Origin of the sequence: Paracoccus sp. UBA5162 (assembly GCF_002413585.1) — a bacterium.
In the GTDB taxonomy this organism is placed as follows: Bacteria; Pseudomonadota; Alphaproteobacteria; order Rhodobacterales; family Rhodobacteraceae; genus Paracoccus.
Genome location: NZ_DHXG01000073.1, coordinates 1 through 24,652 on the forward strand (window position 1 = coordinate 1; position 24,652 = coordinate 24,652).

Annotated in this window: 21 protein-coding genes; 15 read left to right on the plus strand and 6 right to left on the minus strand. The window is 66.4% G+C overall.

From position 1 onward, the window contains the following. Together B4A72_RS10775 and B4A72_RS10780 are read right to left on the minus strand one after the other, a co-directional pair. A partial coding sequence (locus B4A72_RS10775) for a histidine kinase dimerization/phospho-acceptor domain-containing protein (RefSeq protein WP_292978561.1) occupies positions 1–1,050 on the minus strand: 1,050 nt, incomplete at its 3' end. After that, a complete protein-coding gene (locus B4A72_RS10780; protein ID WP_292951437.1) occupies positions 1,050–1,421 on the minus strand; it encodes a hypothetical protein in 372 nt (123 codons plus the stop codon). The genes B4A72_RS10775 and B4A72_RS10780, both read right to left, overlap by 1 nt. A 341-nt stretch (positions 1,422–1,762) precedes the next feature. Here B4A72_RS10780 and B4A72_RS10785 point away from each other — a divergent pair, with 341 nt between their 5' ends. Both B4A72_RS10785 and B4A72_RS10790 read left to right on the plus strand, forming a co-directional pair. Then, complete coding sequence (locus B4A72_RS10785; RefSeq protein ID WP_292978563.1) at positions 1,763–2,173, plus strand: OmpA family protein; 411 nt, start codon at positions 1,763–1,765, stop codon at positions 2,171–2,173. Further along, positions 2,151–3,329, plus strand: coding sequence for a tetratricopeptide repeat protein (locus tag B4A72_RS10790; protein WP_292978565.1), 1,179 nt, complete (start codon positions 2,151–2,153; stop codon positions 3,327–3,329). Before B4A72_RS10785 ends, B4A72_RS10790 begins: the two co-directional genes overlap by 23 nt. Positions 3,330–3,411: 82 nt before the next feature. On the opposite strand, the gene B4A72_RS10795 is transcribed toward B4A72_RS10790, so the two are convergent. Beyond that, positions 3,412–4,158 carry a Bax inhibitor-1/YccA family protein gene (locus B4A72_RS10795; protein ID WP_292951446.1) on the minus strand — a complete coding sequence of 249 codons (747 nt, stop codon included), beginning with the start codon at positions 4,156–4,158 and terminating at the stop codon, positions 3,412–3,414. Between the two features lie 106 nt (positions 4,159–4,264). Further along, positions 4,265–5,233 (minus strand): NADPH:quinone oxidoreductase family protein, encoded by a 969-nt coding sequence (locus tag B4A72_RS10800; RefSeq protein WP_292978567.1) that lies wholly within the window; start codon positions 5,231–5,233, stop codon positions 4,265–4,267. A 180-nt stretch (positions 5,234–5,413) separates the two neighbouring features. Here B4A72_RS10800 and B4A72_RS10805 point away from each other — a divergent pair, with 180 nt between their 5' ends. The 5 genes from B4A72_RS10805 (at position 5,414) to B4A72_RS10825 (ending at position 12,803) form a co-directional block, all read left to right on the plus strand. After that, positions 5,414–5,773, plus strand: coding sequence for a helix-turn-helix domain-containing protein (locus B4A72_RS10805; RefSeq protein ID WP_292951452.1), 360 nt, complete (start codon positions 5,414–5,416; stop codon positions 5,771–5,773). Positions 5,774–5,906: 133 nt separating this feature from the next. Continuing rightward, positions 5,907–6,689, plus strand: a complete 783-nt coding sequence (locus B4A72_RS10810; protein WP_292951455.1) for an inositol monophosphatase family protein — start codon at positions 5,907–5,909, stop codon at positions 6,687–6,689. Between the two features lie 49 nt (positions 6,690–6,738). Next, entirely contained in the window at positions 6,739–8,154 is a 1,416-nt protein-coding gene (gene mgtE / locus B4A72_RS10815; RefSeq protein ID WP_292978569.1) for a magnesium transporter, read from the plus strand. Next, complete coding sequence (locus B4A72_RS10820) at positions 8,151–8,699, plus strand: 5-formyltetrahydrofolate cyclo-ligase (RefSeq protein WP_292951460.1); 549 nt, start codon at positions 8,151–8,153, stop codon at positions 8,697–8,699. Before mgtE ends, B4A72_RS10820 begins: the two co-directional genes overlap by 4 nt. A gap of 465 nt (positions 8,700–9,164) precedes the next feature. Next, positions 9,165–12,803, plus strand: a complete 3,639-nt coding sequence (locus B4A72_RS10825) for a vitamin B12-dependent ribonucleotide reductase (protein WP_292978571.1) — start codon at positions 9,165–9,167, stop codon at positions 12,801–12,803. A gap of 226 nt (positions 12,804–13,029) precedes the next feature. Here B4A72_RS10825 and chrA read toward each other — a convergent pair whose 3' ends face one another. Then, a complete protein-coding gene (chrA, locus tag B4A72_RS10830) occupies positions 13,030–14,211 on the minus strand; it encodes a chromate efflux transporter (protein ID WP_292978573.1) in 1,182 nt (393 codons plus the stop codon). Positions 14,212–14,307: 96 nt separating this feature from the next. Between chrA and B4A72_RS10835 the strand changes: the two genes are divergently transcribed. From B4A72_RS10835 to B4A72_RS10855, 5 genes are all read left to right on the plus strand, one after another. Continuing rightward, positions 14,308–15,150 (plus strand): urea carboxylase-associated family protein, encoded by an 843-nt coding sequence (locus B4A72_RS10835; RefSeq protein ID WP_292955851.1) that lies wholly within the window; start codon positions 14,308–14,310, stop codon positions 15,148–15,150. 128 nt (positions 15,151–15,278) lie between these two features. Then, positions 15,279–16,442 (plus strand): putative lipid II flippase FtsW, encoded by a 1,164-nt coding sequence (ftsW, locus tag B4A72_RS10840; protein ID WP_292955848.1) that lies wholly within the window; start codon positions 15,279–15,281, stop codon positions 16,440–16,442. After that, a complete protein-coding gene (locus tag B4A72_RS10845; RefSeq protein WP_292955845.1) occupies positions 16,442–17,524 on the plus strand; it encodes a UDP-N-acetylglucosamine--N-acetylmuramyl-(pentapeptide) pyrophosphoryl-undecaprenol N-acetylglucosamine transferase in 1,083 nt (360 codons plus the stop codon). The genes ftsW and B4A72_RS10845 overlap by 1 nt, the downstream gene beginning before the upstream one ends. Continuing rightward, positions 17,524–18,951, plus strand: a complete 1,428-nt coding sequence (murC, locus tag B4A72_RS10850; protein ID WP_292955842.1) for a UDP-N-acetylmuramate--L-alanine ligase — start codon at positions 17,524–17,526, stop codon at positions 18,949–18,951. The genes B4A72_RS10845 and murC overlap by 1 nt, the downstream gene beginning before the upstream one ends. Then, positions 18,948–19,235 carry a DUF2484 family protein gene (locus B4A72_RS10855; RefSeq protein ID WP_292955839.1) on the plus strand — a complete coding sequence of 96 codons (288 nt, stop codon included), beginning with the start codon at positions 18,948–18,950 and terminating at the stop codon, positions 19,233–19,235. The genes murC and B4A72_RS10855 overlap by 4 nt, the downstream gene beginning before the upstream one ends. A gap of 134 nt (positions 19,236–19,369) precedes the next feature. Here the strand turns inward: B4A72_RS10855 and B4A72_RS10860 are convergent, their stop codons facing one another. Further along, the gene (locus B4A72_RS10860; RefSeq protein WP_292955836.1) at positions 19,370–20,752 is read right to left on the minus strand and encodes an L-serine ammonia-lyase; all 1,383 of its coding nucleotides are present in this window, start codon (positions 20,750–20,752) and stop codon (positions 19,370–19,372) included. 230 nt (positions 20,753–20,982) lie between these two features. On the opposite strand from B4A72_RS10860, the gene dusB reads away from it, so the two are divergent. From dusB to B4A72_RS10875, 3 genes are read left to right on the plus strand one after another with little or no spacing between them, the layout of a single operon-like run. Then, the gene (gene dusB, locus B4A72_RS10865) at positions 20,983–22,014 is read left to right on the plus strand and encodes a tRNA dihydrouridine synthase DusB (protein ID WP_292955833.1); all 1,032 of its coding nucleotides are present in this window, start codon (positions 20,983–20,985) and stop codon (positions 22,012–22,014) included. Next, a complete protein-coding gene (locus B4A72_RS10870) occupies positions 22,011–23,129 on the plus strand; it encodes a two-component system sensor histidine kinase NtrB (protein WP_292955830.1) in 1,119 nt (372 codons plus the stop codon). Before dusB ends, B4A72_RS10870 begins: the two co-directional genes overlap by 4 nt. 11 nt (positions 23,130–23,140) lie before the next feature. Beyond that, the gene (locus B4A72_RS10875) at positions 23,141–24,595 is read left to right on the plus strand and encodes a sigma-54-dependent transcriptional regulator (RefSeq protein WP_292955827.1); all 1,455 of its coding nucleotides are present in this window, start codon (positions 23,141–23,143) and stop codon (positions 24,593–24,595) included. Positions 24,596–24,652 lie beyond the last annotated feature (57 nt).

A 24,652-nucleotide genomic window follows, 5' to 3' on the forward strand; every position in this document is an offset into this window, starting at 1 on the left:
GTCCGCATCGCTCCTGATCTGTCGGACCGAGATGGTGATGCCACCCTTTTCGGTGAACTTGATCGCGTTGCTGAGCAGGTTCAGCACGACCTGATTCAGGCGCAACTCGTCGCCTGTGACCAGCGCAGGAATGCGATCGTCGATCCGCGCCGCCAATGAAAGGCCCCGGGCCCGCGCACTTTCCTCGACAAGCTGGATCTGGCTGCCGATCGCGGCGCGAAGATCGAAATCATGCGATTCCAGCGTCAGCTTGCCGGCCTCGTTCTTCGAGAAATCGAGGACGTCGTTGATCAGTCGCAGCAGCGAGACGCCGGCATCGTTCAGCTTGGCCACGTGGTCGCGCTGGCGTGGTTCCAGGCGCGAACGCTGCAACAGGTGGCAAAATCCCAGGACGGCGTTGATCGGTGTGCGAATCTCGTGACTGATATTGGCCAGGAACATGCTTTTCGCGCGGCTGGATTCCTCGACCAGGCGATTGCGATCTTCCAGCGCGACGCTTTTGGCGATCAGTTCATCGCTCATCACGCTGATCCGCTCGAAGGCCTTGCGAACCATGTCGATCACCCACAGCAGCACCAGCATCTGGAAAATGACGATGACGGCGTGCAGGACGACGCGCGCCAGATCGCCGTCGCTGGGAAACACCGCATAGGGCAGGAAATAGAGCAGCAGCAGATGGTGCAGCGCCGTGCCGGTTCCCGAAAATACGATTACCGCGCGGTCGAACCAGGCGATGTTCAATGCGATGACGGCAAAGAAATACATGTGCATGTCCATCTGCCAGGGGTGACCGGCAAACAGGATCAGCAGAAAGGCCGGCTCTCCGATCAGCACGATGCCTGACAGGTTGCGCGTGACCGCGCCCGTGCCGCAACGCAGCCAGGCGATGTGATAGATCAGCGCGAGTCCCGCCCCAATCAGCATGGCGGCCGGCACCGACATGACCTTGTTCCATGCCGCCGCCGCGCCCAGCACCGGCACATGCGCCCACAGCAGCCAGACCAGAAGCGCGCCGAAACGTTCGCGCAAGCGATGAATTTCGGCGTTCATCACAGATCTCTTCCGGGGGGACCGAAACAGCCCAGCAGCTTGGGCGAGGGCAGAACGATCCAGGCGCCTTCGGCACGGACGGCCTCCGCGAAACCCGGATCGTCTGATGCGGCAAGGGCTATTCCGGGAAGTCCGCCGAAGCCCACGATGCCGCCGCGCGCGCGATAGACCATGTCCAGGATCGCCCCGGTCGCCGTCCCGGGGCGTGCCAGGATCAGATATTGCCCGGGAACGGTGCTGGTCAGAATGGTGGCCGTCGCCAGTCCTGCCAGCCCCAGCACCAGCAGGACCAGAGCGGGCAGGGCATCGGCCCAACCGCTGCTCTGTTCGCCGGGGGCGGGTGCCCCGGTTTCCACGATTTCATCCGTCACTGCCCACCCATTCGCGCTGCCGAGACTTGCAATGTTTGCACACTAGCGCAGGGGGGCTGTCCGATCCGTTAATGGCTGGCCGGAAAACCATGAAAGTTTGTCGCGCTTCGGACGGGCGCGGCGGCGCGGTCGTCGCGCCCCGGTTGCGATCGGACGGGCGGCGGCGCGATTCGCGCGCGCGACCGGCGGGTTTCGCTCAGAAGGCGAGGCGCAAGGGATCGGTTCTCTGCAAGATAGAAATGAACAGCGAAAAGCCGCGGAAACCCGGCCGAACACCAAATCTTGTAAGGACATCGGCCATGTGGGGATTAGGCTTGCGGGGTCAGGTGAAAGGTAGCTTCATGTTCAGACGATATCCCCTCTTGATTGCTCTCAGCGTCGGCCTGGCGCTTGCAACCTCCGTCGGCGCTCAGCAGACGAATGCAGACACATTGAAGATTTATTTTCAGACCGGCAGCGCCGGCATCTCCTCCGATGGGCGCGGCACGCTTGATCAGGCGGCGCGCCTGTTCCGGGACGGCAACCCCATCGTCATGATCGTGGCCGGGGGGGCGGATACGGTCGGCAAGCCCGATTACAATCTTCGCCTGTCGATCCGGCGCGCGCAGGCCGTGGCCGACGGCCTGGTGGAAAGAGGCATTCCCGTCGATCGGTTGCAGGTCCTGGGACGCGGCACGAGCGAATTGGCCGTCGAGACCGATGACGGGATCGCCAAACGAGAAAATCGCGTTGTCGAAATTTCTTGGCGATAGAGGCTGCCAGTCGGTCTGGGCCGGTGCGCTGTCTCTATCCCTTGGCCTGGCGCTGTCCGCCGGGGCGGATCCGCTTGGAGATGGCCAGCAGGCTTTCGAGGCTCGCGACTTCGCCCGCGCCGATGCGGTGTGGCAGGCCGCGGCGGACGAGGGTTCGGCCGAGGCGATGGTGCGGCTGGGGCTGTTGCGCGATCTGGGCCTGGGCGGGCCGCGCGATGCCGCCGCCGCGCTGGCTCTGTATCTGAAGGCCGCCAGACTTGGACTGGCCGAGGCGCAATTCAACGCGGCGGTGCTGCTGGATTCCGGCGACGGCGTGGCGCGCGATCCCCGGGCGGCAGCGGGTTGGTATGGTCGGGCCGCGGCGAACGGGCATGTCAGGGCACGCTATAACCTGGGGCTTATCCTTGCTGCGGGTGACGGGGTGCCGAGGAACGCGGATCTTGCCCGCTACTGGCTGGAGGATGTGGGCGGCGGCCTGCCGGCGGCGGCGGATCGGCTGGCAAATCTGGCGCCGCCCCCGCCCGGACAGCGCCGACTGGAGCCGCCGATCCCGCTTTCGGCCGGGCTGGTCCCGCGGAATCCGGCCCGGTCCGGACCGATCAGGGCCGAGATGGCATGGGCCGGCGCGCCTGCGGCCCGGGCTCTGCCTTTCCGGGTTGAAATCGCCCGGAGAGACAGGCCGTCCGACCCGGCGCGGATGGTGTTTTCCGACGATGTCCCGGGCTCGGCGCTGCGCGTCGATCTGGCCGGCACGACAGGGCGGCTGGTCTGGCGGGTGTCGCGCGTCGGCCCTGCCGCGTCACGCTATGCCGCGATGCCGTGGCAGGTTTTCGATCAGGCCGGTGACGAAGGCGAGGCGCCGTCCGGATTGATCCGGATCCAGGTTTCGCCCGGCGACGCCGCGGCGTCGCGTTTCGCGCGCGATCTGATCCGCGTGTTCGACGCGACGGGATATTGGACCGAGATCGTGGAAACCGCAGCGCCGCCCGACGCCGGCAGCGCGGTCAGCTATGCCTACGATGCCGATGCTGCTCTGGCCCGCGACATTGCGCTGTCGCTGCCGGGCCTGGGCGCGGGCAGCCTGTCTTTCGTCACCGATCCGCAGCGGTCTCCGGGAATGGTGGTGCTGCGCCTGATCGGTGGCCCGGCAAGCTGACCGGAACCATGATGATCGGGGCGTCAATGAAAAAGGCCGGGCGATTGCCCGGCCTTTTCCCGTGTCTTTGCAAAATTGCGCCTTATTCGCGTCCGCCCATGAATTGCAGCAGGAACATGAACAGGTTCAGGAAGTCGAGATAGAGCTGCAAGGCGCCCATGATCGCGGATTTGCCGAGGAAATCCTGATCCGAACCCGCCAGCCGCAGGTAGGTATTCTTGATGTTCTGCGTGTCATAGGCGGTCAGACCGGCGAAAATCAGCACACCCAAGGCCGAGATCGCGAATTGCATCCCCGAGGATTGCAGGAAGATGTTCACGATCGAGGCGACGATCAGGCCGATCACACCCATGATCAGGAAGCTGCCCCAGCCCGAGATGTCCTTCTTCGTGGTATAGCCCCACAGCGAAAGTCCCGAGAAGGCGATCGCCGTCACCAGGAAGGTCTGCACGATCGAGAACGGCGTATAGACCAGGAAGATCGAACTGATCGACAGCCCCATCAGCGCCGCGAAACCGTAGAACATCATTGTCGCGGCCTGCACCGACAGGCGATTCAGGGCGGCGCCGAAGGCGAAGACCATCAGCAAGGGCGCGAAGACGATCACCCATTTCAGGGGCGAGGCATAGATTGCGGTGCCCAATTGCGTCAACTGGCCGGCGGAATCGACCGCGGCGCTGCTGATGCCATAGGCTGCGACGGCGGTTACACCCATGCCGACCGCCATCAGCCCATAAACCTTGTTCATGTAGGCCCGCAGCCCTTCATCGACCGCACCCGTCCGGGTGCCGACGCTCTGGGCCGAGCGGTACGTATTGTAATCTGCCATCTACGTCTCCCTTTTGCGGTTGGGCTCAACGGCCCCAAGTCATGCCGATCATATTGGCAGACCCGGCCCGCGATTCAATATGCCGCGCGTATCACATCTGCGCTGTTTACAGGGTTATCACGACTTTTCCAACGGATTTGCGTCGCCGCAGCATCTCGAAGCCCTCGTCCAGCCGCTCCAGCGGCAGGCTGCTGCCCGCGACCGGCTTCAGCCGGCCGGCCTCGAACAAGGCCAGAAGCGCCGTCATGCTGTCGCGCCGGGCTTGCGGATCCAGGCTGGCATAGCCGCCCCAGTAGAAGCCGTGAATGGCGATGTTCTTGACCAGCGCGTGATTCAGCGCAAGGACCGGGGGCTGGCCGCCGGCGAAGCCTATGGCCAGAAAGCGACCGCCGCGCTTCAGGGCGCCGAAGGCTGCGGCGCCGGGCCGGTCGCCGACCGGATCATAGACCACGTCGATCCCCCCGCAATCGCGCAGCGCGGCCTTCAGATCCGGGCAATCGTCGCTGTCGATGACCAGATCCGCACCGGCGGCGCGCACCGCCTGCAACCTTTCGCGCCCGCGGGCAACCCCGATGACGCGCGCACCCATCGCCCGGCCGATCTCGACCGCGGTCAATCCGACGCCACCCGCGGCGCCCAGCACCGCCAGCGTTTCGCCCGGTTTCAGCTTTGCCCGCATGGTCAGGGCCAGATGGCTGGTGCCGTAGGCGATCTGGAAACCGGCCGCCTGTTCGTCGCGCATCGCATCGGGCAGGGGCAGGCAGGCATCCGCAGGCACCGCAACGATCTGGGCCATCGTGCCCGGATGCAGCACCGCCACCCGGTCGCCACGCTGCAACCCGCAGCCGTCGGGCGCCGCGACGACCTGGCCCGCACCCTCCAGCCCCGGAACATAGGGCGGCGTGGCCTTTTCCTGGTATTGGCCGCTTGCCTTCAGCAGATCGGCAAAGTTCAGCGCGGCGGCGCCGATCCGCACCAGAACCTCGTCCGGGCGGGCCGCGGGCGGGCTGGCGTCGCGCAGCACGGGCACCTGTCCCAAAGCGGTGATCTCGGCGATTCGAATCGTCTCGGCCATTTCTGTCTCTCCATAATTAACGCAATGACTTCATCCCGTTGTGCCAACCTGTCCAAATGGACAGGACTACGGAAACCCCGACCTGTCTTTTTGGTCAGAAACGGGCCTGTTAACCATGTTGACACTCGATAATTGTGACACCTTGGGCTACTGCCTCTTTAGATTGAGCGAGGTAGGACGATGAAGCACGGTGTTGATGTTCATGTTGGTAAGCGTATCCGCCATCGTCGCTGGATGATCGGAATGACCCAGCAGCAGCTTGCTGACAAGGTCGGGATCAAGTTCCAGCAGATCCAGAAATACGAGACCGGGATGAACCGGGTCTCGGCGTCCCGGTTGTGGGACATCGCCCGCGCGGTGGATGTCCCCGTCAGCTTCTTCTTCGAGGGCCTTCATGAAGGCGCGCTGGCCGATGAGGTCACGGGCGACATTCTGGCCGACAAGGAGGCGCTGCAACTGGTTCGCGCCTATTATGCGATGCCGGCCGCGCAGCGTCGGCAGATCTTCGAACTGGCGCGGGTTCTGTCGGACGCTGCCTGAAAGGCAGAAGACGGCCAGGAAAACCGCCGCTGACCGGCTGGTGTCACGGTCCGTCTTGCACCGGCCGCCGCCGGGGGTGGCGGGTCCGGGCCGATGCGGCTAGACCTCGTGACGCAATGTCACGGGGGCGCCGATGGAAGACAGGCAGCAGATCATCGAGACCGCGCACCTGATGGCCGATGCCGCAAGGCGCGCGATCCTGCCGCTGTTCCGAACCGGCATTCTGGCCGAAAACAAGCGCCCGGCCGGTTTCGATCCCGTAACCGAGGCCGACCGTGCCGCAGAGACCGCCATGCGCAGGGTTCTGGCCGAACGCCGCCCGGACGATTCCGTGCTTGGCGAGGAATTCGGATCGCGGCACGGCAGCAGCGGTCTGACCTGGATCCTCGATCCGATCGACGGCACCCGCGCCTTTCTGTGCGGGGCGCCAAGCTGGGGTGTCCTGATCGGCCTGCGCGACGCGGGCGGGATCCGATACGGGCTGATCGACCAGCCCTATCTCGGCGAACGTTTCGAAGGCGGCTTCGGGATCGCCCGTCTGACCCATCGCGGCGGCACCTCGCCGCTGCGCGCCCGCACACGGGTCGCGCTGAACCACGCCCTGCTGATGACCACCTTCCCCGAAATCGGCACCGGGGCCGAGGCCGCCGCTTTCCGCCGCGTCTCGCAACAAGCGCGGCTGACGCGCTATGGTCTGGACTGCTATGCCTACGCGCTTCTGGCGATGGGGCAGATCGACCTGGTGATCGAGGCGGGCCTGCAAGCCTATGACATCGCCGGACCGCTGGCGGTGGTCCAGGCGGCGGGCGGGATCGTGACCGACTGGCAGGGCGGCTCTGCCGCCGGGGGCGGGCAGGTGGTCGCCGCCGGCAGCCCGGAATTGCACCGCGAGGCGCTTGACCTGTTGAACCGCTAGCGCGCCCGACCTAATCAGTCACGGAACCTCGAACGGCAGGAGACGAGGCATGGCCGACGACGACAAGAGCCCGGAAACGGACCACGAGATCGCCGCCGACGCCGCTGATCGCGACGACGAGGATTTCCAGCTGCGCGACGACCTGCTGGATCGCATCCACGCCGCCATCGAGGACGAGGATTCGGCACGTCTGAACGACCTGCTGGAGCCGATGCACGCCGCCGACATCGCCGACGTGATCGAGCAGCTTTCCAGCGCCGAGCGTCGCGCCTTTCTGCATCTCTATTCCGGCGAGATCGACGGCGAGATCCTGTCCGAAATCGACGAGGGCATCCGCGAAGAGGTGCTGGAACAGTTGCCCCGCGCGGTGCTGGTCGAGGCTGTCCGCGAGATGGACAGCGACGATGTCGTCGACCTGATCGAGGATCTGGACGAACCCGGCCGGGCCGAAATTCTCGCCGCGCTGGATGACAGCGACCGGGCGGCGGTCCAGCAATCGCTGGGCTATCCCGAATATTCCGCCGGCCGCCTGATGCAGTCCGAGACCGTGACCGCCCCCGAGCACTGGACCGTCGGCGAGGCGATCGACTTTCTGCGAAGCGAGGAGTGGCTGCCGGAACAGTTCTACCACGTGATTCTTGTCGATCCGCGCCGCCATCCGACAGGATATGTCGCGCTTGGCCGCCTTCTGGCCTCGCCCCGTGCCACCGCCCTGAGCGACATCACCGAGGACAGTTTCCGTACCGTCAGCGCCTATGCCGAGGAAGGCGACGTGGCCTATGCCTTCAACCAGTATCACCTGATCTCGGCCCCGGTCGTGGATCGGGACGAAAGGCTGGTCGGCGTGATCACCATGGATGACGCGATGAACGTCATGGATGAGGAACACGAGGAAGACATCCTGCGCCTTGCCGGCGTGGGCGAGGATTCGGCGATCACCGATACCGTGGTCGAGACCCTGCGCCAGCGGCTGCCCTGGTTGCTGGTCAATCTTTTCACCGCCATCGTCGCCTCGCTGGTCATCGCGATCTTCGAGGCGACGATCCAGCAGATTGTCGCGCTGGCGGTGCTGATGCCGATTGTCGCCTCGATGGGCGGGAATGCCGGCACCCAGACCCTGACCGTCGCGGTCCGCGCGCTGGCCACCAAAAGCCTGACCGGCAGCAATGTCTGGCGCGTGGTCCGGCGCGAGGCGATCGTCGGGGTGATGAACGGGCTGGCCTTTGCGCTGGTGATGGGCGTGGTGGCGTGGTTCTGGTTCGACGGCGTGTCGCTGGCCGCCGTCATCGGCATCGCGATGATCGTCAATCTTGCCGTTGCCGCCCTTGCCGGCATCCTGATCCCGCTGGCTCTGGAACGGGTGGGCGCCGATCCGGCGCTGGCCTCGGGCACCTTCGTGACCACCGTGACCGACGTCGTGGGCTTCTTCGCCTTCCTCGGTCTTGCCTCGGCCGTGCTGCTGTGAGCGCCGCCGCAAAGGCCGCGCTGCGGGCGCGGGCGCTGGCCGCGCGGCTGGCGGGCCAGGGCGACGCGACGGGGATCACCCGCCATCTGACACAGGCGCTGGCGCCCCATGCGGGGGCCGGGCTGGCGGGCTACTGGCCGATGCGCGGCGAGGCCGATCCGCGCCCGGCCATGATGGCCCATTCGGGCCCGCTGGCCCTGCCCGTGGTGACGGGCAGGGGGGTCGCGCTGATCTTTCGTGCCTGGGACGGCGGCGCGCTGGAACCCGGTCCCTATGGCACCGCCCATCCGCCCGAATCGGCACCCGTCCTGACGCCCTCGGTTCTGATCGTGCCGTTGGCCGCCTTCGACAAGGCCGGCAACCGAATCGGCTATGGCGGCGGCTATTACGACCGCAGCCTGCAATTGCTGCGCGCCGCGGGCCCGGTCTGCGCGATCGGGTTGGCCTTCGCGACGCAGGAATTGCCCGAAATCCCGGCAGAGCCCTTCGATCAGCCGCTGGATCTGATCGTCACCGACCAGGCGATCCGGCATCCAGATCGCTGAATTCTGTCATTGTGGCCTTGTCGCATCATCTGTGCACAACCTCTGGATGAATCGCGGATAAGGCTGTGGAAAAGTTCCGGATAAAATTCCGTATGTGATTGACGATAAATAACTTATTTGGCCCCTCTGAGGGGCGGACAACTTGCGGCGAGCAAAGCTGTGAGCGAATCCACGGCGACGCCGAACCGGGTCTGTCAACGCCCAATCTTTCGCGCATATGGTAAAAAAATAGTTGAAACCGACCAAATCTGGCGTCAGTTTGTATTTCACGGCGAAGGTGGCACAAGATGTGGTGGCGGCTGCCACCGGCACCACGAAACACCGGGCCGGACCCTGATCGAAAGCCTTGCAGGCGCTTGCCGCGCCTGACTGCCTTCTGCCGCAAGTGGAAGGCTGGGGATGCATGTCCATGGTACCGGGGCAGGGGCGCGGGGACAGCGATACGAGCATGAACGAGGGGCAGGCATGAAAATCGAGCGGCGTTTCACCACCGAGGAATCCGGGGCCTATGGCGCGGTGGACTTCACCATGACAACCAGCGAGATCCGCAACCCGGACGGCAAGATCGTCTTTCGCAATGATCAGGTCGAGGTGCCGAAGGGCTGGAGCCAGGTCGCCAGCGACGTGATCGCGCAGAAATATTTCCGCAAGGCCGGCGTGCCCCTGCTGCTGAAGCGGGTCAGGGAAAAGGGCGTGCCGGATTTCCTGTGGCGCAGCGTGGCCGATACCGATGCGCTGGAGGCCCTGCCCGAAAGCCAGCGCTACGGCGGCGAGACCAGCGCCAGACAGGTCTTTGACCGTCTGGCCGGGGCCTGGGCCTATTGGGGTTGGAAAGGCGGGTATTTTTCCAACGAAGAAGACGCCCGCGCCTATTATGACGAGATGCGCTTCATGCTGGCCCGACAGATGGCCGCGCCCAACAGCCCGCAATGGTTCAATACCGGCCTGCACTGGGCCTATGGCATCGACGGCCCGTCGCAGGGGCATTTCTATGTCGATTTCAGGACCGGCAAGCTGGTCAAGTCGGCCAGCGCCTATGAACATCCCCAGCCCCATGCCTGCTTCATCCAGTCGGTTGGCGACGATCTGGTGAACGAGGGCGGGATCATGGATCTGTGGGTCCGCGAGGCGCGCCTGTTCAAATATGGCAGCGGCACCGGCACCAATTTCTCCAGTCTGCGCGGCGAGGGCGAAAGCCTGTCGGGCGGCGGCAGGTCCAGCGGCCTGATGGGCTTTCTGAAGATCGGCGACCGGGCGGCCGGCGCGATCAAGTCGGGCGGCACCACCCGCCGCGCCGCCAAGATGGTGATCTGCGACATGGATCACCCCGATATCGAAGCTTTCATCAACTGGAAGGTCATCGAGGAACAGAAGGTCGCCAGCCTCGTCGCCGGGTCCAAGGCCCACGAGGCGAAGCTGAACGACATCTTCGCCGCCATCGGCGCCTGGGACGGCAGCATCGAGGATGCGACCGACCCGGCCGTCAATGACGGTCTGAAAGCTGCGATCCGGGGTGCCAAGAAGGCGATGATACCCGAAACCTATATCAACCGCGTGCTGCAATATGCCCGTCAGGGTTTCGACAGTATCGAATTCCCGACCTATGATACCGACTGGGACAGCGAGGCCTATGTCAGCGTCTCGGGACAGAACAGCAACAATTCGGTCCGCGTCACCGACGCCTTCCTGAACGCGGTCCGCGATGACAGGCCGTGGGAGCTGCTGCGCCGCACCGATGGCAAGGTCGCCAGGACCGTCAGCGCCCGCGAATTGTGGGATCAGGTCGGTCATGCCGCCTGGGCCTGCGCCGATCCGGGAATCCAGTTCCACGATACCGTCAATGCCTGGCATACCTGCCCCGAGGACGGCGCCATCCGCGGATCGAACCCGTGCAGCGAATACATGTTCCTCGACGACACGGCCTGCAACCTGGCCTCGATGAACCTTCTGAGCTTCTGGACCGGCGAGCGTTTCGACGCCGATGCCTATGTCCACGCCACGCGGCTGTGGACCGTGACGCTGGAGATCAGCGTGCTGATGGCGCAATTCCCCAGCAAGGAGATCGCGCAGCGCAGCTATGATTACCGCACGCTGGGCCTGGGCTATGCCAATATCGGCGGCCTGCTGATGAACATGGGCCTGGGTTATGACAGTGATCAGGGCCGCGCGCTGTGCGGCGCGCTGACCGCGATCATGACCGGCATTGCCTATGCCACCTCGGCCGAGATGGCGTCGGAGCTGGGGGCGTTTCCCGGATACGGGCGCAACGCCGAGCACATGCTGCGCGTGATTCGCAACCACCGCGCCGCGGCCCACGGAACCGAGGCCTATCACGGCATCAATGTCCGCCCCGTGGCGCTGGATGCCGGCAATTGCCCCGATCCGCGTCTGGTCGCACTGGCCCGCGAGGCCTGGGACGAAGCGCTGACGCTGGGCGAGGATCACGGGTTCCGCAACGCCCAGTCGACCGTCATTGCGCCAACCGGCACGATCGGGCTGGTCATGGATTGCGACACGACCGGAATCGAGCCCGACTTCGCACTGGTCAAGTTCAAGAAGCTGGCCGGAGGCGGCTATTTCAAGATCATCAACCAGTCGGTCCCGGCCGCGCTTGACACATTGGGCTATGCATCCGCCCAGATCGAGGAAATCATCGCCTATGCGGTGGGCCATGCCAGCCTTGGCAATTGCCCCGGCATCAATCACACCGCGCTGGCCGGGCACGGTTTCGGCCCGCGCGAGATCGAGAAGGTCGAGGCCGCCCTGGCCACGGCGTTCGATATCCGCTTCGTCTTCAACCAATGGACACTGGGCGAGGATTTCTGCAGGCAGACGCTGGGCATCCCGGCCGACAAGCTGAACGATCCCGCCTTTGATCTGCTGCGGCATCTGGGCTTCTCGAAGCAGCAGATCGACGCCGCCAACGATCACGTCTGCGGAACGATGACGCTGGAAGGCGCGCCTTTCCTGAAGGATGAACATCTGCCGGTCTTCGACTGCGCCAATCCCTGCGGCAAGCGCGGCAAGCGGTATCTGTCCGTGGACAGCCACATCCACATGATGGCCGCCGCGCAATCCTTCATCTCGGGCGCGATCAGCAAGACGATCAACATGCCCAACAGCGCCACCATCGCCGACGCGCTGGCCGCCTACGAGCTGTCGCACAGCCTCGGCATCAAGGCCAATGCCCTGTACCGCGACGGATCCAAGCTGTCGCAGCCGCTGGCCGCGGCCCTGGTCGAAGACGACGAGGAGGCCGAGGAAATCCTCGCCACCGGCAGCGCCCGTGAAAAGGCCACAATCGTCGCCGAAAAGATCGTCGAGCGGATCATCGTCAAGGAGGCCGTGCGCAGCCACCGCGAGAAACTGCCGCAGCGGCGCAAGGGCTATACCCAGAAGGCCATCGTCGGCGGCCACAAGGTCTATCTGAGGACCGGCGAATACGATGATGGCGGCCTGGGCGAGATCTTCATCGACATGCACAAGGAAGGCGCGGGCTTCCGGGCGATGATGAACAATTTCGCCATCGCCGTATCGGTCGGCCTGCAATACGGCGTGCCGCTGGAGGAATTTGTCGATGCCTTTACCTTCACCCGGTTCGAACCGGCGGGGATGGTTCAGGGCAATGACAGCATCAAGAACGCCACCTCGATCCTGGATTACGTGTTCCGCGAACTGGCGGTCAGCTATCTCGACCGCACCGATCTGGCCCATGTGAAGCCGGAAGGGGCGTCATTCGACGATCTTGGTGGCGGCGAACACGAGGGTCAGAACCTGGCCCCGGTGACCGAGCAGGCCGAACTGAAATCGCTGACCATGCTGAAGCAGATCAGCAGCGCCGGATATTTGCGCAAACGCTTGCCGCAGGACCTGATGGTGCTGCAGGGCGGCGCTTCGAGGACGGCGGTCGCCACCGGCATGGCCGAAGGCGGCGCCGGCTTTCAGGCCGCCCCGGTCGCGGCTGCGCCGATCGACCAGCGCAAAAAGGCCAAGATGCAGGGCTACGAGGGCGATCCTTGCGGCGAATGCGGCAATTACACGCTGGTCCGCAACGGCACCTGCATGAAGTGCAACACCTGCGGCGGCACCTCAGGTTGTAGCTGAACCGACTGCGCGGGGCCTGTCGCAGGCCACGCATTGCCATGTCAGGCCAGGTCGCGGGTTTCCCTCCTCCCTCTCGCGCCCCTATCGAAGCAGATGCGTCCGGCAAGAGGCGCAGCCTGACCCCAGCCCCCCGCGCCGTGGCAGCGAGACGCGGGGGGTCTTTCATTCGCGAATGGCCGGATGCCGGCCTGGACTGGCCGGTCCTGACCCCGGCTGATCCGGACCGCTAGAGCGCCAGCGCCATCCCGCCGAGCGCGCCCGTGATCACGACCTGCCAGGCCGGTCGCCGCCACAAGGACAGCATCAGGAACAGGGTCACCGCCAGCGCGAAATCCCCGGATTGCGTGACGCCGCCTGTAAAGACCGGATCATAAAGCGCCGCGCCCAGCACGCCCACGACCGCCGCGTTCGCGCCGGCGCCGGCGTGGCGCGCCCGGTGACTGGCCGAAATCGCCGACCAGAAGGGCAGGGCGGCCGCCATCAGCAGAAATCCCGGCAGGAAGATCGCGATCAGGCCGATGATCGCGCCCGCCGGGCCGCCCGCGATCTGTCCCAGCCAGCCGGCAAAGGTGAAAAGCGGCCCCGGCATGGCCTGCGCCGCGCCATAGCCGGCCAGGAAACTGGCCTCGGGCACCAAGCCGCCCTGCACGGTTCCCGCTTCGAGCAGTGGCAGCACCACATGGCCGCCGCCGAAAACCAATGCCCCCGCGCGGTAAAAGACCTCCGCGATCCGGGCCGGAATGCCCGCACCGACCAGCAGCGGCGAAAGCAGCAGCAAGACCCCGAACAGGATCGCGCACAGCGCCGCGTTGCGCCGCGACGGGCCGCGCAGCGGCTGCTGAGGCTGTGCCTCGGCCAGGCGTGCCACCCGCAGCAGCAGACCCGCAAGCGCACCGCCGGCGATGACCACGACCTGCATCCAGGCGGCGGTCGGCATCGCCGACAGCGACGCCAGCGCGGCCAGCGCGATCCCCGCCCGCGCGCCCGACGGCGCCAGCATGCGCGCCATGCCGAAAACCGCATGGGCCACGATCGCCACGGCGGTAATCTTCAGCCCGGCAATCAGGCCGCCGGCCAGCCCCTCGTCGGGCGGCGCCGCGCCGACCGTCGCCGCCAGCAGAATCATCGCCAGCGCCGAGGGCAGGGTAAAGGCCAGCGTCGCCGTCAACGCCCCCGTCGCGCCGCCGCGCTGCCAGCCCAGGGCAAAGGCGGTCTGGGACGAGGCGGGACCAGGCAGAAACTGGCTCAGCGCGACGATCTCGGCATAGCGGGCATCAGTGATCCAGTTGCGGCGGAGGACCAGATCCTCGCGGAAATAGGCCAGATGGGCGATGGGGCCGCCGAAACTGGTCAGGCCGAGGCGCAGAAAAGCGCGGGCGATTTCGGGCAGGCGGTGCGAATCGGTCATCGGCGCGATCATAATGGTAACGCGTGGCGGGAAAATGCCTGGTGGATCGTGGCGCTGCCGTGGATGGATCGCGCGTGATGAAGAGGGGGAAAGACGATGCAGGACCAACCCGATGATGCAGGGGCACGCCGCGCCGCGATCCCTGTCGACTGTTATCCCGTCGAGACACTGCCGCAGCCGGATCTGCCCGGCCTTCTGGCCGCGCGAAACGGCTGGCGGCAGGTGGACGAAATCGTGGTCCCGCCTCGTGAGGCGCGCTGTTTCACCGTGCCCGCCGGCCATTTCTTCCGCATCCTCTGCATCGAGGGACCCCAGGTCGGGGATCTGAACCTGTGGTCGGCGGATCTGTCGGAACGCTTCTATTCCGGCAAGACCCGGGCCCTGCATGGCAGCCATCTGAGCACGGGCGACCGGTTGTGGTCCTCGTTCCCAGGCCTGCGGCCGATGGCCACGATCACCGAGGACACGCTGGCCTGGTATGGCATCGACGATTTCGGCGGCAGCGTCCACGATGTGATCGGCACACGCTGCGATCCCTATACGCATAATTTGCTGACGGGCGGGCATTATCATCATTGCTGCCATTCCAACCTGATCCGCGCACTGGCCGGGGCGCGGGGCCTGACGCCGGAACAGGCCGAGGCCCATGTTCACGATGTGCTGAACGTCTTCATGTGCACCGGCTTCGCCCGTGATTCCGGGCGATATTTCATGAAGGCCAGCCCCGTCCGGCCCGGCGATTATCTGGAATTCTTCGCCGAAATCGACCTGCTGGGGGCGCTGTCCGCCTGTCCGGGCGGGGATTGTTCGGCCGAACATTCCTCGGATGCGGCGCGCTGCTATCCGCTTTCGGTGCAGATGTTCCGGCCCGCCCGGACGCCCGCAGGCTGGTCGCCGCCGCCACCGAACGGCTATGACCGCAGCCATGGCGCGCGCTGAGGCGCGTAAATTCAACTTATGCGTGCAAAGGCTGCATTCGGCTGTAGCGCGGGGCGGAAAACCGCGCTATTCTCTGTCTCAGATCCGGGAAAACCGGACGAGGCAGAGGCAGTGACGGCGGTATTCCCATGACCGAGATGGTCTTTGGCACGACCCCCGCGAGGGCGGGGGATCCGATTCTTCCACGCTGGTGGCGGACCCTGGACAGGTGGGCGCTGGCCTGCGTGGTGGGGCTTTTTGCGACAGGCCTTCTTCTGGGGCTGGCGGCATCGGTGCCGCTGGCCGAAAAGAACGACCTGCCGCGATTCTACTATGTCCAGCGCCAGGCGATCTTTGGCGGTCTGGCGCTGCTGGTGATGCTGGTCGTCTCGATGCTGTCGCCGCGGCAGGTCCGGCGGCTGGGCGTGCTGGGCTTCATCGCGGCCTTCGCATTGCTCGGGGCGCTGCCTTTCTTCGGCACCGATTTCGGCAAGGGCGCGACGCGCTGGCTGAGCCTGGGCTTTGTCTCGATCCAGCCGTCCGAGTTCCTGAAGCCGGGCTTCGTCGCGCTCTCGGCCTGGTTCATGGCCGCCAGCCAGGAGGTCGGAGGCCCGCCGGGCCGGTTGTATTCCTTTTTCACGGCGATGGTGGTGGTCCTGCTTCTGGCCCTGCAACCCGATTTCGGGCAGGCCTCGCTGGTGCTGTTTGCCTGGCTGGTGATGTATTTCGTGGCCGGGGCGCCGATGGTGCTTTTGCTGGGCGTTACCGGCATCGCTGGCCTGGGCGGTCTTTTCGCCTATGGGGCTTCGGAACACTTCGCCCGCCGGATCAACGGATTCCTGAACCCCGAGATCGATCCCCGCACGCAGATCGGCTATGCCACCAACGCGATTCAGGAAGGCGGCTTCTTCGGCGTCGGCGTGGGCGAAGGCACCGTCAAGTGGTCGCTGCCCGACGCCCATACCGACTTCATCATCGCGGTGGCGGCCGAGGAATATGGCACGATCATGGTTCTGGCGATCATCCTGCTTTACGCCACCATCGTCAGCCGCTCGCTGTTGCGTCTGCTGCGGGAACGCGATCCCTTCGCCCGCATCGCGGGCACCGGGCTGGCCTGCGCCTTTGGCGTGCAGGCGCTGATCAACATGGGCGTCGCGGTCCGGCTGCTGCCGGCCAAGGGCATGACGCTGCCCTTCGTCAGCTATGGCGGTTCATCGGTGATCGCATCCGGCATCACGATGGGAATGCTGCTGGCGCTGACCCGGGCCCGCCCACAGGGCGAAATGGCCGAGATCCTGCGGCGAGGCCGCTGATGGCCGCACCGCTTGCGCTGATCGCGGCCGGCGGCACGGGCGGGCACATGTTTCCCGCCCAGGCCCTGGCCGAGCTGATGCTGGCCGAGGGCTGGCGCGTCGCATTGTCCACCGACGAACGCGGCGCGCGCTATGCCGGGGCCTTTCCCGACGCGGTCCAGCGCAGCATCGTTCCCGCAGCCACCACGGCGCGCGGGGGCATTCCTGGCAAGCTGACCGCGCCCTTCACGATCGCTGCAGGCATCATGGCCGCGCGCCGCGCCTTTGCCGGCGACCGGCCCTCGGTCGTCATAGGCTTCGGCGGCTATCCGACGATTCCCGCCCTGTCGGCGGCGCTCAGCATGGGGCTGCCGCGCATGATCCACGAACAGAACGGCGTCATGGGCCGCGTGAACCGCCTTTTCGCGGCGCGTGTCCATCGCATCGCCTGCGGTATCTGGCCGACCGCGCTGCCGCGAGGGGTCGCGGGCATCCATACCGGCAATCCGGTCCGCGCCTCGGTCCTGGACCACGCGGCCAGTCCCTATGCCGATCCCGATGAAGGCGGTCTGAACCTCGTGGTCATCGGCGGAAGTCAGGGCGCGCGCGTCCTGTCCGACATGGTTCCCGCCGCCATTGCCGTTTTGCCCGCCGATCTGCGCACCCGGCTGCGCCTAAGCCATCAGGCCCGCTCCGAGGACGCGGATCGGGTCGCCGCCGCCTATGATGCGGCGGGCGTAACGGCGGATGTGCAGCCCTTCTTCGCCGATGTTCCCGAAAGGCTGGCGCGGGCGCAACTGGTCATCAGCCGTGCCGGTGCCTCGTCCATCGCCGACATCACGGTGATCGGCCGGCCCGCCATCCTGATCCCCTTCGCCGCTGCCGCGGGCGACCACCAATCCGCCAATGCGCGGGCCCTGGCCGATGCCGGCGCCGCGCTGCTGCGTGCCGAATCGACGCTTGACCCCGAAACCCTTGCGCGCGACATGCAGGCGATCCTGACCGATCCCGCGCGTGCGCGCGCCATGGCCTCGGCCGCGCTGTCGCTGGCCCGTCCCGATGCCGCGCGCCGCCTTTACGACCTTGTCACGGAGATTGCCTGATGAATGCCGCCACCAAACTGCCCGGTGAACTTGGTCCCATTCACTTCGTGGGCATCGGCGGAATCGGCATGTCGGGGATCGCCGAGGTGCTGATGACGCTGGGCTACCGCGTCCAGGGCAGCGATGCGAAACGCTCGAAGATCACCGACCGCCTGGAAACCCTGGGTGCGACCGTATTCGAAGGGCAGCGCGCCGAAAACCTGGGCGAGGCCGGCGTGGTGGTCATCTCGACCGCGATCAAGAAGGGCAACCCCGAACTGGAAGAGGCCCGCCGCCGCGGCCTGCCGGTCGTCCGCCGGGCCGAGATGCTGGCCGAACTGATGCGGATGAAATCCAACATCTGCATCGCCGGCACCCATGGCAAGACCACCACCACCACCATGGTCGCGACATTGCTGGACGCGGGCAACCTGGACCCGACCGTCATCAATGGCGGCGTCATCCACGCCTATGGCAGCAATGCGCGGGCGGGCGCGGGCGAATGGATGGTGGTCGAGGCCGACGAAAGCGACGGCAGCTTCAATCGCCTGCCCACCGACATCGCCATCATCACCAATATCGACCCCGAACACATGGAACATTGGGGCAGCTTCGATGCGCTGCGGCAGGGCTTTTACAATTTTGCATCCTCGATCCCGTTCTATGGTCTTGCGGTCTGCTGCACCGATCATGCCGAGGTTCAGTCGCTGGTCGGCCGGCTGACCGAACGCCGCGTCGTGACCTTCGGATTCAATGCCCAGGCCGATGTGCGGGCGATGAACCTGACCTATGACAAGGGCATCGCGCATTTCGACATCGCGCTGCAGGGCGAAGGCCCCAACGACAAGGGCGCGGTCGAGATGATCGAGCGCTGCACCTTGCCGATGCCGGGCGACCACAACGTCTCGAACTGCCTCGCCGCCGTCGCCGTGGCGCGCCATCTGGGCATGAAGAAGGCCGAGATCCGCGAGGCGCTGGCGAAATTCGGCGGCGTGGGGCGGCGATTCACCCGTGTGGGCGAGGTCGGCGGCGTCACCATCATCGACGATTACGGCCACCACCCGGTAGAAATCGCGGCGGTGCTGAAAGCCGCCCGCCAGGCGACCGAGGGTCGGGTGATCGCGGTCCACCAGCCGCACCGTTTTTCGCGATTGTCCAGCCTCTTTGACGATTTCTGCACCTGTTTCAACGAGGCCGACGTGGTCGCCATCGCCGATGTCTATGCCGCCGGCGAAGATCCGATCCCCGGCGCCACCCGCGACGATCTGGTGGCCGGATTGATCGCCCATGGTCACCGCCACGCGCGCGCGATCCTGAACGAGGATGATCTGGAACGGCTGGTCCGCGAACAGGCGCGGCCGGGCGATATGGTGGTCTGCCTGGGCGCGGGCACGATCTCGGGCTGGGCCAATGCGCTTCCGGCGCGTCTGCAAGGACGGGCCGCGTGACACTGCTTGCCATCGGTTCGGTCGCGGCGGCGGCCGCCTGGGTTCTCCTGGCCAGCCTGATCCCATACTTGCGCCAAAGGCATCGTTTTGTCGCCTTCTGGACGATGATCGTGCTGGGCGTGCCGGTTCTGGGCTGGCTGACGCTGTATTGGGGTCCGCTCGTCGGTGTGGGGGCCTTTGCCCTTGGACTGTGGTTGTTGCTGCGTCAGCCCCTGCGCGATTGCGGCACCCACGGCCTGCCCGACGCGCGCCACGGCCAGCCGCCGGCCCCGCCCCAGCCCTGACACCGATCGCCCGGGCAACCGGAACGGCGCCGCGGCAGCCCGCGGTCATGCCGGCGCCGGCAGGTCGGGGGCGCGTGCGCGCCGACATGGTCGATCGCCCGGGCTTTCGCGAAGCCGCTGCCGGCAAGCCGGTCTCAGCAGTTCGGCACGTTCACTGCCAATCCGCCCAGCGAGGTTTCCTTGTATTTCTCGGACATGTCGCGTCCGGTCTGACGCATGGTCTCGATGGCCGCGTCCAGGGGCACGAAATGCGTGCCATCGCCGCGCAGCGACAGGCTGGCCGCGCTGACCGCCTTGATCGCACCCAGGCCGTTGCGTTCGATGCAGGGCACCTGGACCAGCCCCTTCACCGGGTCGCAGGTCATGCCCAGATGATGTTCCAGCGCGATCTCGGCTGCGTTCTCGACCTGGCCAGGGGTGCCACCGAGGACCGCCGCCAGCCCGGCGGCCGCCATTGCCGAGGCGCTGCCGACCTCGGCCTGGCAGCCGCATTCCGCGCCCGAGATCGAGGCATTGTGCTTGATCAAGCCGCCGATCGCCGCTGCGGTCAGCAGGAAATCGGGCAGATCGCGTTCGGTCGCGCCGGGAACATGATCCAGCCAGTAGCGGATCACGGCGGGAACCGTGCCCGCCGCGCCGTTGGTGGGCGCGGTGACGACCTGTCCTCCGGCGGCGTTTTCCTCGTTCACGGCCATGGCATAGGTGGACATCCAGTCATTGATGACGTGCGGCGCGGTCAGGTTCATACCACGTTCCGCCATCAGCTTTTCGTGGATGCCGCGCGCGCGGCGGCGCACGTTCAGCCCGCCCGGCAGGTTTCCCGTGGCCGACAAGCCGCGATCCATGCAGTCGCGCATGACCCGCCAGATCCGGTCCAGCCCCTCGCGCAGTTCGGATTCGCTGCGGAAGGCCAGTTCGTTGGCGCGCTTCATGGCGGCAATGGAAATGCCCGATTTTTCAGCCATGGCCAGCATTTCGGCGGCGCTGGCGAAGGGAAAGGGCACTTTCGACACCGCGTCGCTGCGATCCTCGTTGCCTTTTCGCGCCAGTTCCTCGTCGGTCAGAACGAAGCCGCCGCCGACCGAATAATAGATTCGGTGAAAGATCACATCGCCCTGCGCGTCCCTTGCCGACAGGGTCATGCCGTTGGCGTGGCCGGGCAGCGGCTTGTCATAATCGAATTGCAGATCGCGTTCGGGATCGAAGGCCATCTCGGGCAGGCCGGGCGGCGTCAGGGTCCGGGTTTCGCGGTTGCGGGCCAGCGCGGCCTCGGCCGCCTCGGCCTGCATCGTCGCAGGCTCGAAGCCCGCAAGGCCCAGGATCGTGGCGCGATCCGTGGCATGACCCTTGCCGGTAAAGGCCAGGCTGCCATGCAGGCTGGCCGTCAGCCCGTGGGCGCGGAAGGGCTGGTCGCGCAGCGCGGCCAGAAACCGCGCGGCCGCCACCATCGGCCCCATCGTATGCGACGAGGACGGGCCGACACCCACCTTGAACAGATCGAACACCGACAGAAACATCCCGCCCCCTTGGCCAAGCTGGCCCGATCCAATCACGCGCGACGTCCGATGGCCAGTCAGGATGCGACCCGCAGGGCCCCCGCTTGCGACACCAGCGGTCGCCTGGACCTGCCTTCTAAACGGGCGGAATGCGTATTATGAAGGCAGTTGCGCCGGTGTCGTCTCGGGCGCAAGTGATCATCGCCGCAGCATCCTTGCGACTGCCCCAAGCAAGGTGAAGGAACAACAGAATGCAGCAGCCCGAACCGATCCGCCTTGGCGACACGCGACTGGGACCGCCGGTGTTTCTTGCGCCCATGGCGGGAATCACCGATCTGCCCTTTCGCCGGGCGGTGGCGCGACACGGCGCCGGGCTGATGGTCAGCGAAATGGTCGCCTCGACCGAGATGGTGACACCCCGCCCCTCGACCCGCGCCGCCATCCGCGCCAAGGCGCTGACCGAAGGCGCGCTGCCCGTCAGCGTCCAGATCGCCGGCCGCGAGGCAGGCCCCATGGCCGAGACCGCGCGCATCGTCGAGGGAATGGGCGCGGCCATCATCGACATCAACATGGGCTGCCCGGCCAAGAAGGTGACCGGCGGGCTTTCGGGCGCGGCGCTGATGCGCGATCCGGATCATGCGCTGACCCTGATCGAAGCGGTGGTGCGCGCGGTGTCGGTGCCGGTAACGCTGAAGATGCGGCTGGGCTGGGACGAGGATTGCCTGAATGCGGCCGAATTGTCGCGTCGCGCATCCGATGCGGGGGTCCGGATGCTGACCGTTCACGGCCGGACGCGGACGCAGTTCTACAAGGGCCGCGCGGATTGGGCGCGAATCCGCGCCGTGGCCGACATCGCGGGCCGCCCGCCACTGGTCGCCAATGGCGATGTGGTGGATGCGGCCAGCGCGCGGGCGGCGCTGGCGGCCTCGGGGGCCGAGGCGGTGATGGTCGGTCGCGGGGCGCAGGGCGCGCCCTGGCGGCTGGCGCGGATCGCGCACGAGCTTTGGGGCACGCCCGCGCCGCAAATCCCGCAAGGCCCGGCCCTGGCCGACGCGGTCGAACATCATTATCACGATATCCTGGACTTCTACGGGGCCGAGCTGGGTCTGCGCGTCGCGCGCAAGCATCTGGGCTGGTATGCCGAGGCCGCAAGTGCACCGCTGCGGGCCGAGATGCTGCGCGCAGACAGCCCGGCCGCCGCCACGGCGCTGATCCGCCGCGCCTTTGCCGAGGCCGTGCCCGACGGCGGATCCGCGTCCTTTCGCGGGGACCGCGCCGCATGACCAGCCCGCGCCCGGCCGATTTCCGCGAGGCCGCGCCGGGGCCGGGATGGATGGTCATGCCTCTGCCGGCGCTGATCCTGGACGCCAAGGGCCGGGTGGCGGCAATGAACGATTCGGCCGAGATCTGGCTCAACGTCTCGCGCAATTCGACCATCGGCAAGGCGCTGGAGGGTGAATCGATGGGCAAGCGGGTGCGCATCCGCCCCTCGCTCAGGGCGCTGATCGGTCGGGTGCTGCGGGGCGACGAGGCGCTGTATCACGCCGATGTGCTGTTCGAGATCGGCGATCGTGCGGGTGGGCATCAGGATCGCCGCGCCGCCGTCCATGCCGCGCCGGCGGGCGAGGCCGGCGGCGCCGTCATGCTGCTGCTTGTGCCGCTGGACGACCATGGAATGCAGTATCAGAACCGCGCCGTGCGCACCGCCGCACGCAGCGCCATCGGCATGTCCGAGATGCTGGCCCACGAGATCAAGAATCCGCTGGCAGGCATCCGGGGCGCGGCGCAGATCATGGGCATGAACGCCTCGGCCGAGGATCGCGAGATGGCCGAGATGATCGTCAGCGAGACCCGCCGCATCGCGGCCCTGCTGGAACAGGTGGAACGGTTCGGCGATACCTCGCCGCCCGAACTGCGGCCGGTCAACATCCACGACGTGCTGGAAAAGGTGCGCCGCTCGGCCCAGGTGGGCTTTGGCAGGCGGGTACAGATCGTGGCCGATTACGACCCGTCGCTGCCGCCCGCCCTGGCCGATCCCGACCAGCTGACGCAGGTCTGTCTGAACCTCGTCAAGAACGCGGCCGAGGCGTTGAAAGGCACCGAATTGCCGGTGATAAGGCTGCACAGCCATTATGACCATATTTTGCGCCTGCCACCCGATGAAGCCGACCCGACGGGTCGGCCGCTGCCCCTGCAGATCGCGATCGAGGATAACGGACCCGGACTGCCCTTGGCGATCGCCGATCAGATCTTCGAGCCTTTCGTCTCGGGCCGCGAGAACGGCACCGGACTTGGCCTGGCGCTGGTCAGCAAGATCATCACCGACCACGGCGCGCTGATCCGCGTGGACAGCCGCCCCGGCCGCACCGTATTCCGCATCTCGCTTCCCAAGGCATAAGGACCGACGCCATGGACGGAACCGTTCTGATCGCCGACGACGACCGCACCATCCGCACGGTGCTGACCCAGGCGCTGACCCGCGCGGGCTGCCGGGTTCACGCGACCGGCAGCCTGGCGCAATTGTCGAAATGGGTCGAGGAGGGGCGCGGCGATCTGGTCATCACCGACGTGATGATGCCCGATGGCAACGGCATCGACCGCATCCCCGCCATCCGGCAGGCGCGGCCCGATCTGCCGGTGATCGTGATCTCGGCCCAGAACACCATCGTCACCGCGATCCGTGCGACCGAGGCCGAGGCGTTCGAATATCTGCCCAAGCCCTTCGATCTGCCCGACCTGATGAGCAAGGCGAACCTTGCCCTGTCACGCCGCCCGCGCAAATCGGAACCCGCACCCGAACCTGACCCCGCGCCGCGCCAGGGCGCAGATCCGGCGATGCCGCTGATCGGTCATGCGCCCGCCATGCAAAACCTGTTCCGCATGGTCGCGCGCATCCTGAACGCCGATCTGCCGGTCCTGATCGCGGGCGAGCCGGGCGTCGGCAAGACCACCATCGCGCGGTCCTTTCACGACCTGTCGGACCGGCGCGGCCGGGGGCTGGCGGTGCTGACCTCGGCCGATGCCGGACCAGAGGCGATTGGCCGCGCCTCCGAGAAGGCGCGCGGAGGCTCGATCGTGATCGAGAACCCGGCAGGCTTCGATCAGGGCGCGCAGGCCCGTCTGATCGGGCTGATCGAGGCGATGGAAACCGGCCCCGATCGGGCGCAGGCTCCGCGCATCGTGGCCACGACCGGCCCTGATCCGCAGACCGATGTGGCATCGGGACGACTGCGATCGGATCTCTATTACCGGCTTGCCGGCGTCACCGTCTCGGTGCCTCCGCTGCGCGCACGGGTCGATGACATCCTGCCGCTGGCCGCGCATCTGCTGGCACGCGCCGCGGCCCAGGGCCTGCCCGAACGCAGCCTTTCCGACGAGGCGGCGGCGGCCCTGCGCGCCCATCCCTTCCCCGGCAATGTCCGCGAGCTGGAAAACATGATGCGCAGGCTGGCCCTGATCGCCGCCGGCCCGGTCGTCACCGCCGTCGAAATGCGCGAGGCGCTGAACCAGCAGGGGGGCGGCGCAGGCATGGCCTCTGTCGCGACCGAAACCGCCGCGCTCCGCGACGGCGCGCCGGGCACTGCCGCCGCGGTTCCGCTGCCGCCGGGCAATGCGCGGCTGTCGGATTCGGTCGAGGCGCATCTGCAACGCTATTTCGATCTGCACGGCGACGCGCTGCCGCCGCCGGGTCTGTATGACCGCATCCTGCGCGAGATCGAGCGTCCGTTGCTTCAGGTCGCGCTGGATGCGACGGGGGGAAATCAGCTGAGATGCGCCGATCTTCTGGGCATCAACCGCAATACGCTGCGCAAGAAGCTGACCGAGTTGAATATCGAGGTGACACGGCGCCGCAAACTGATGTAAAACCGCCACAGGGTGCCGCGCCGCAGTTACGGCCCGGCAACAGCAAAGCCGCGAGAG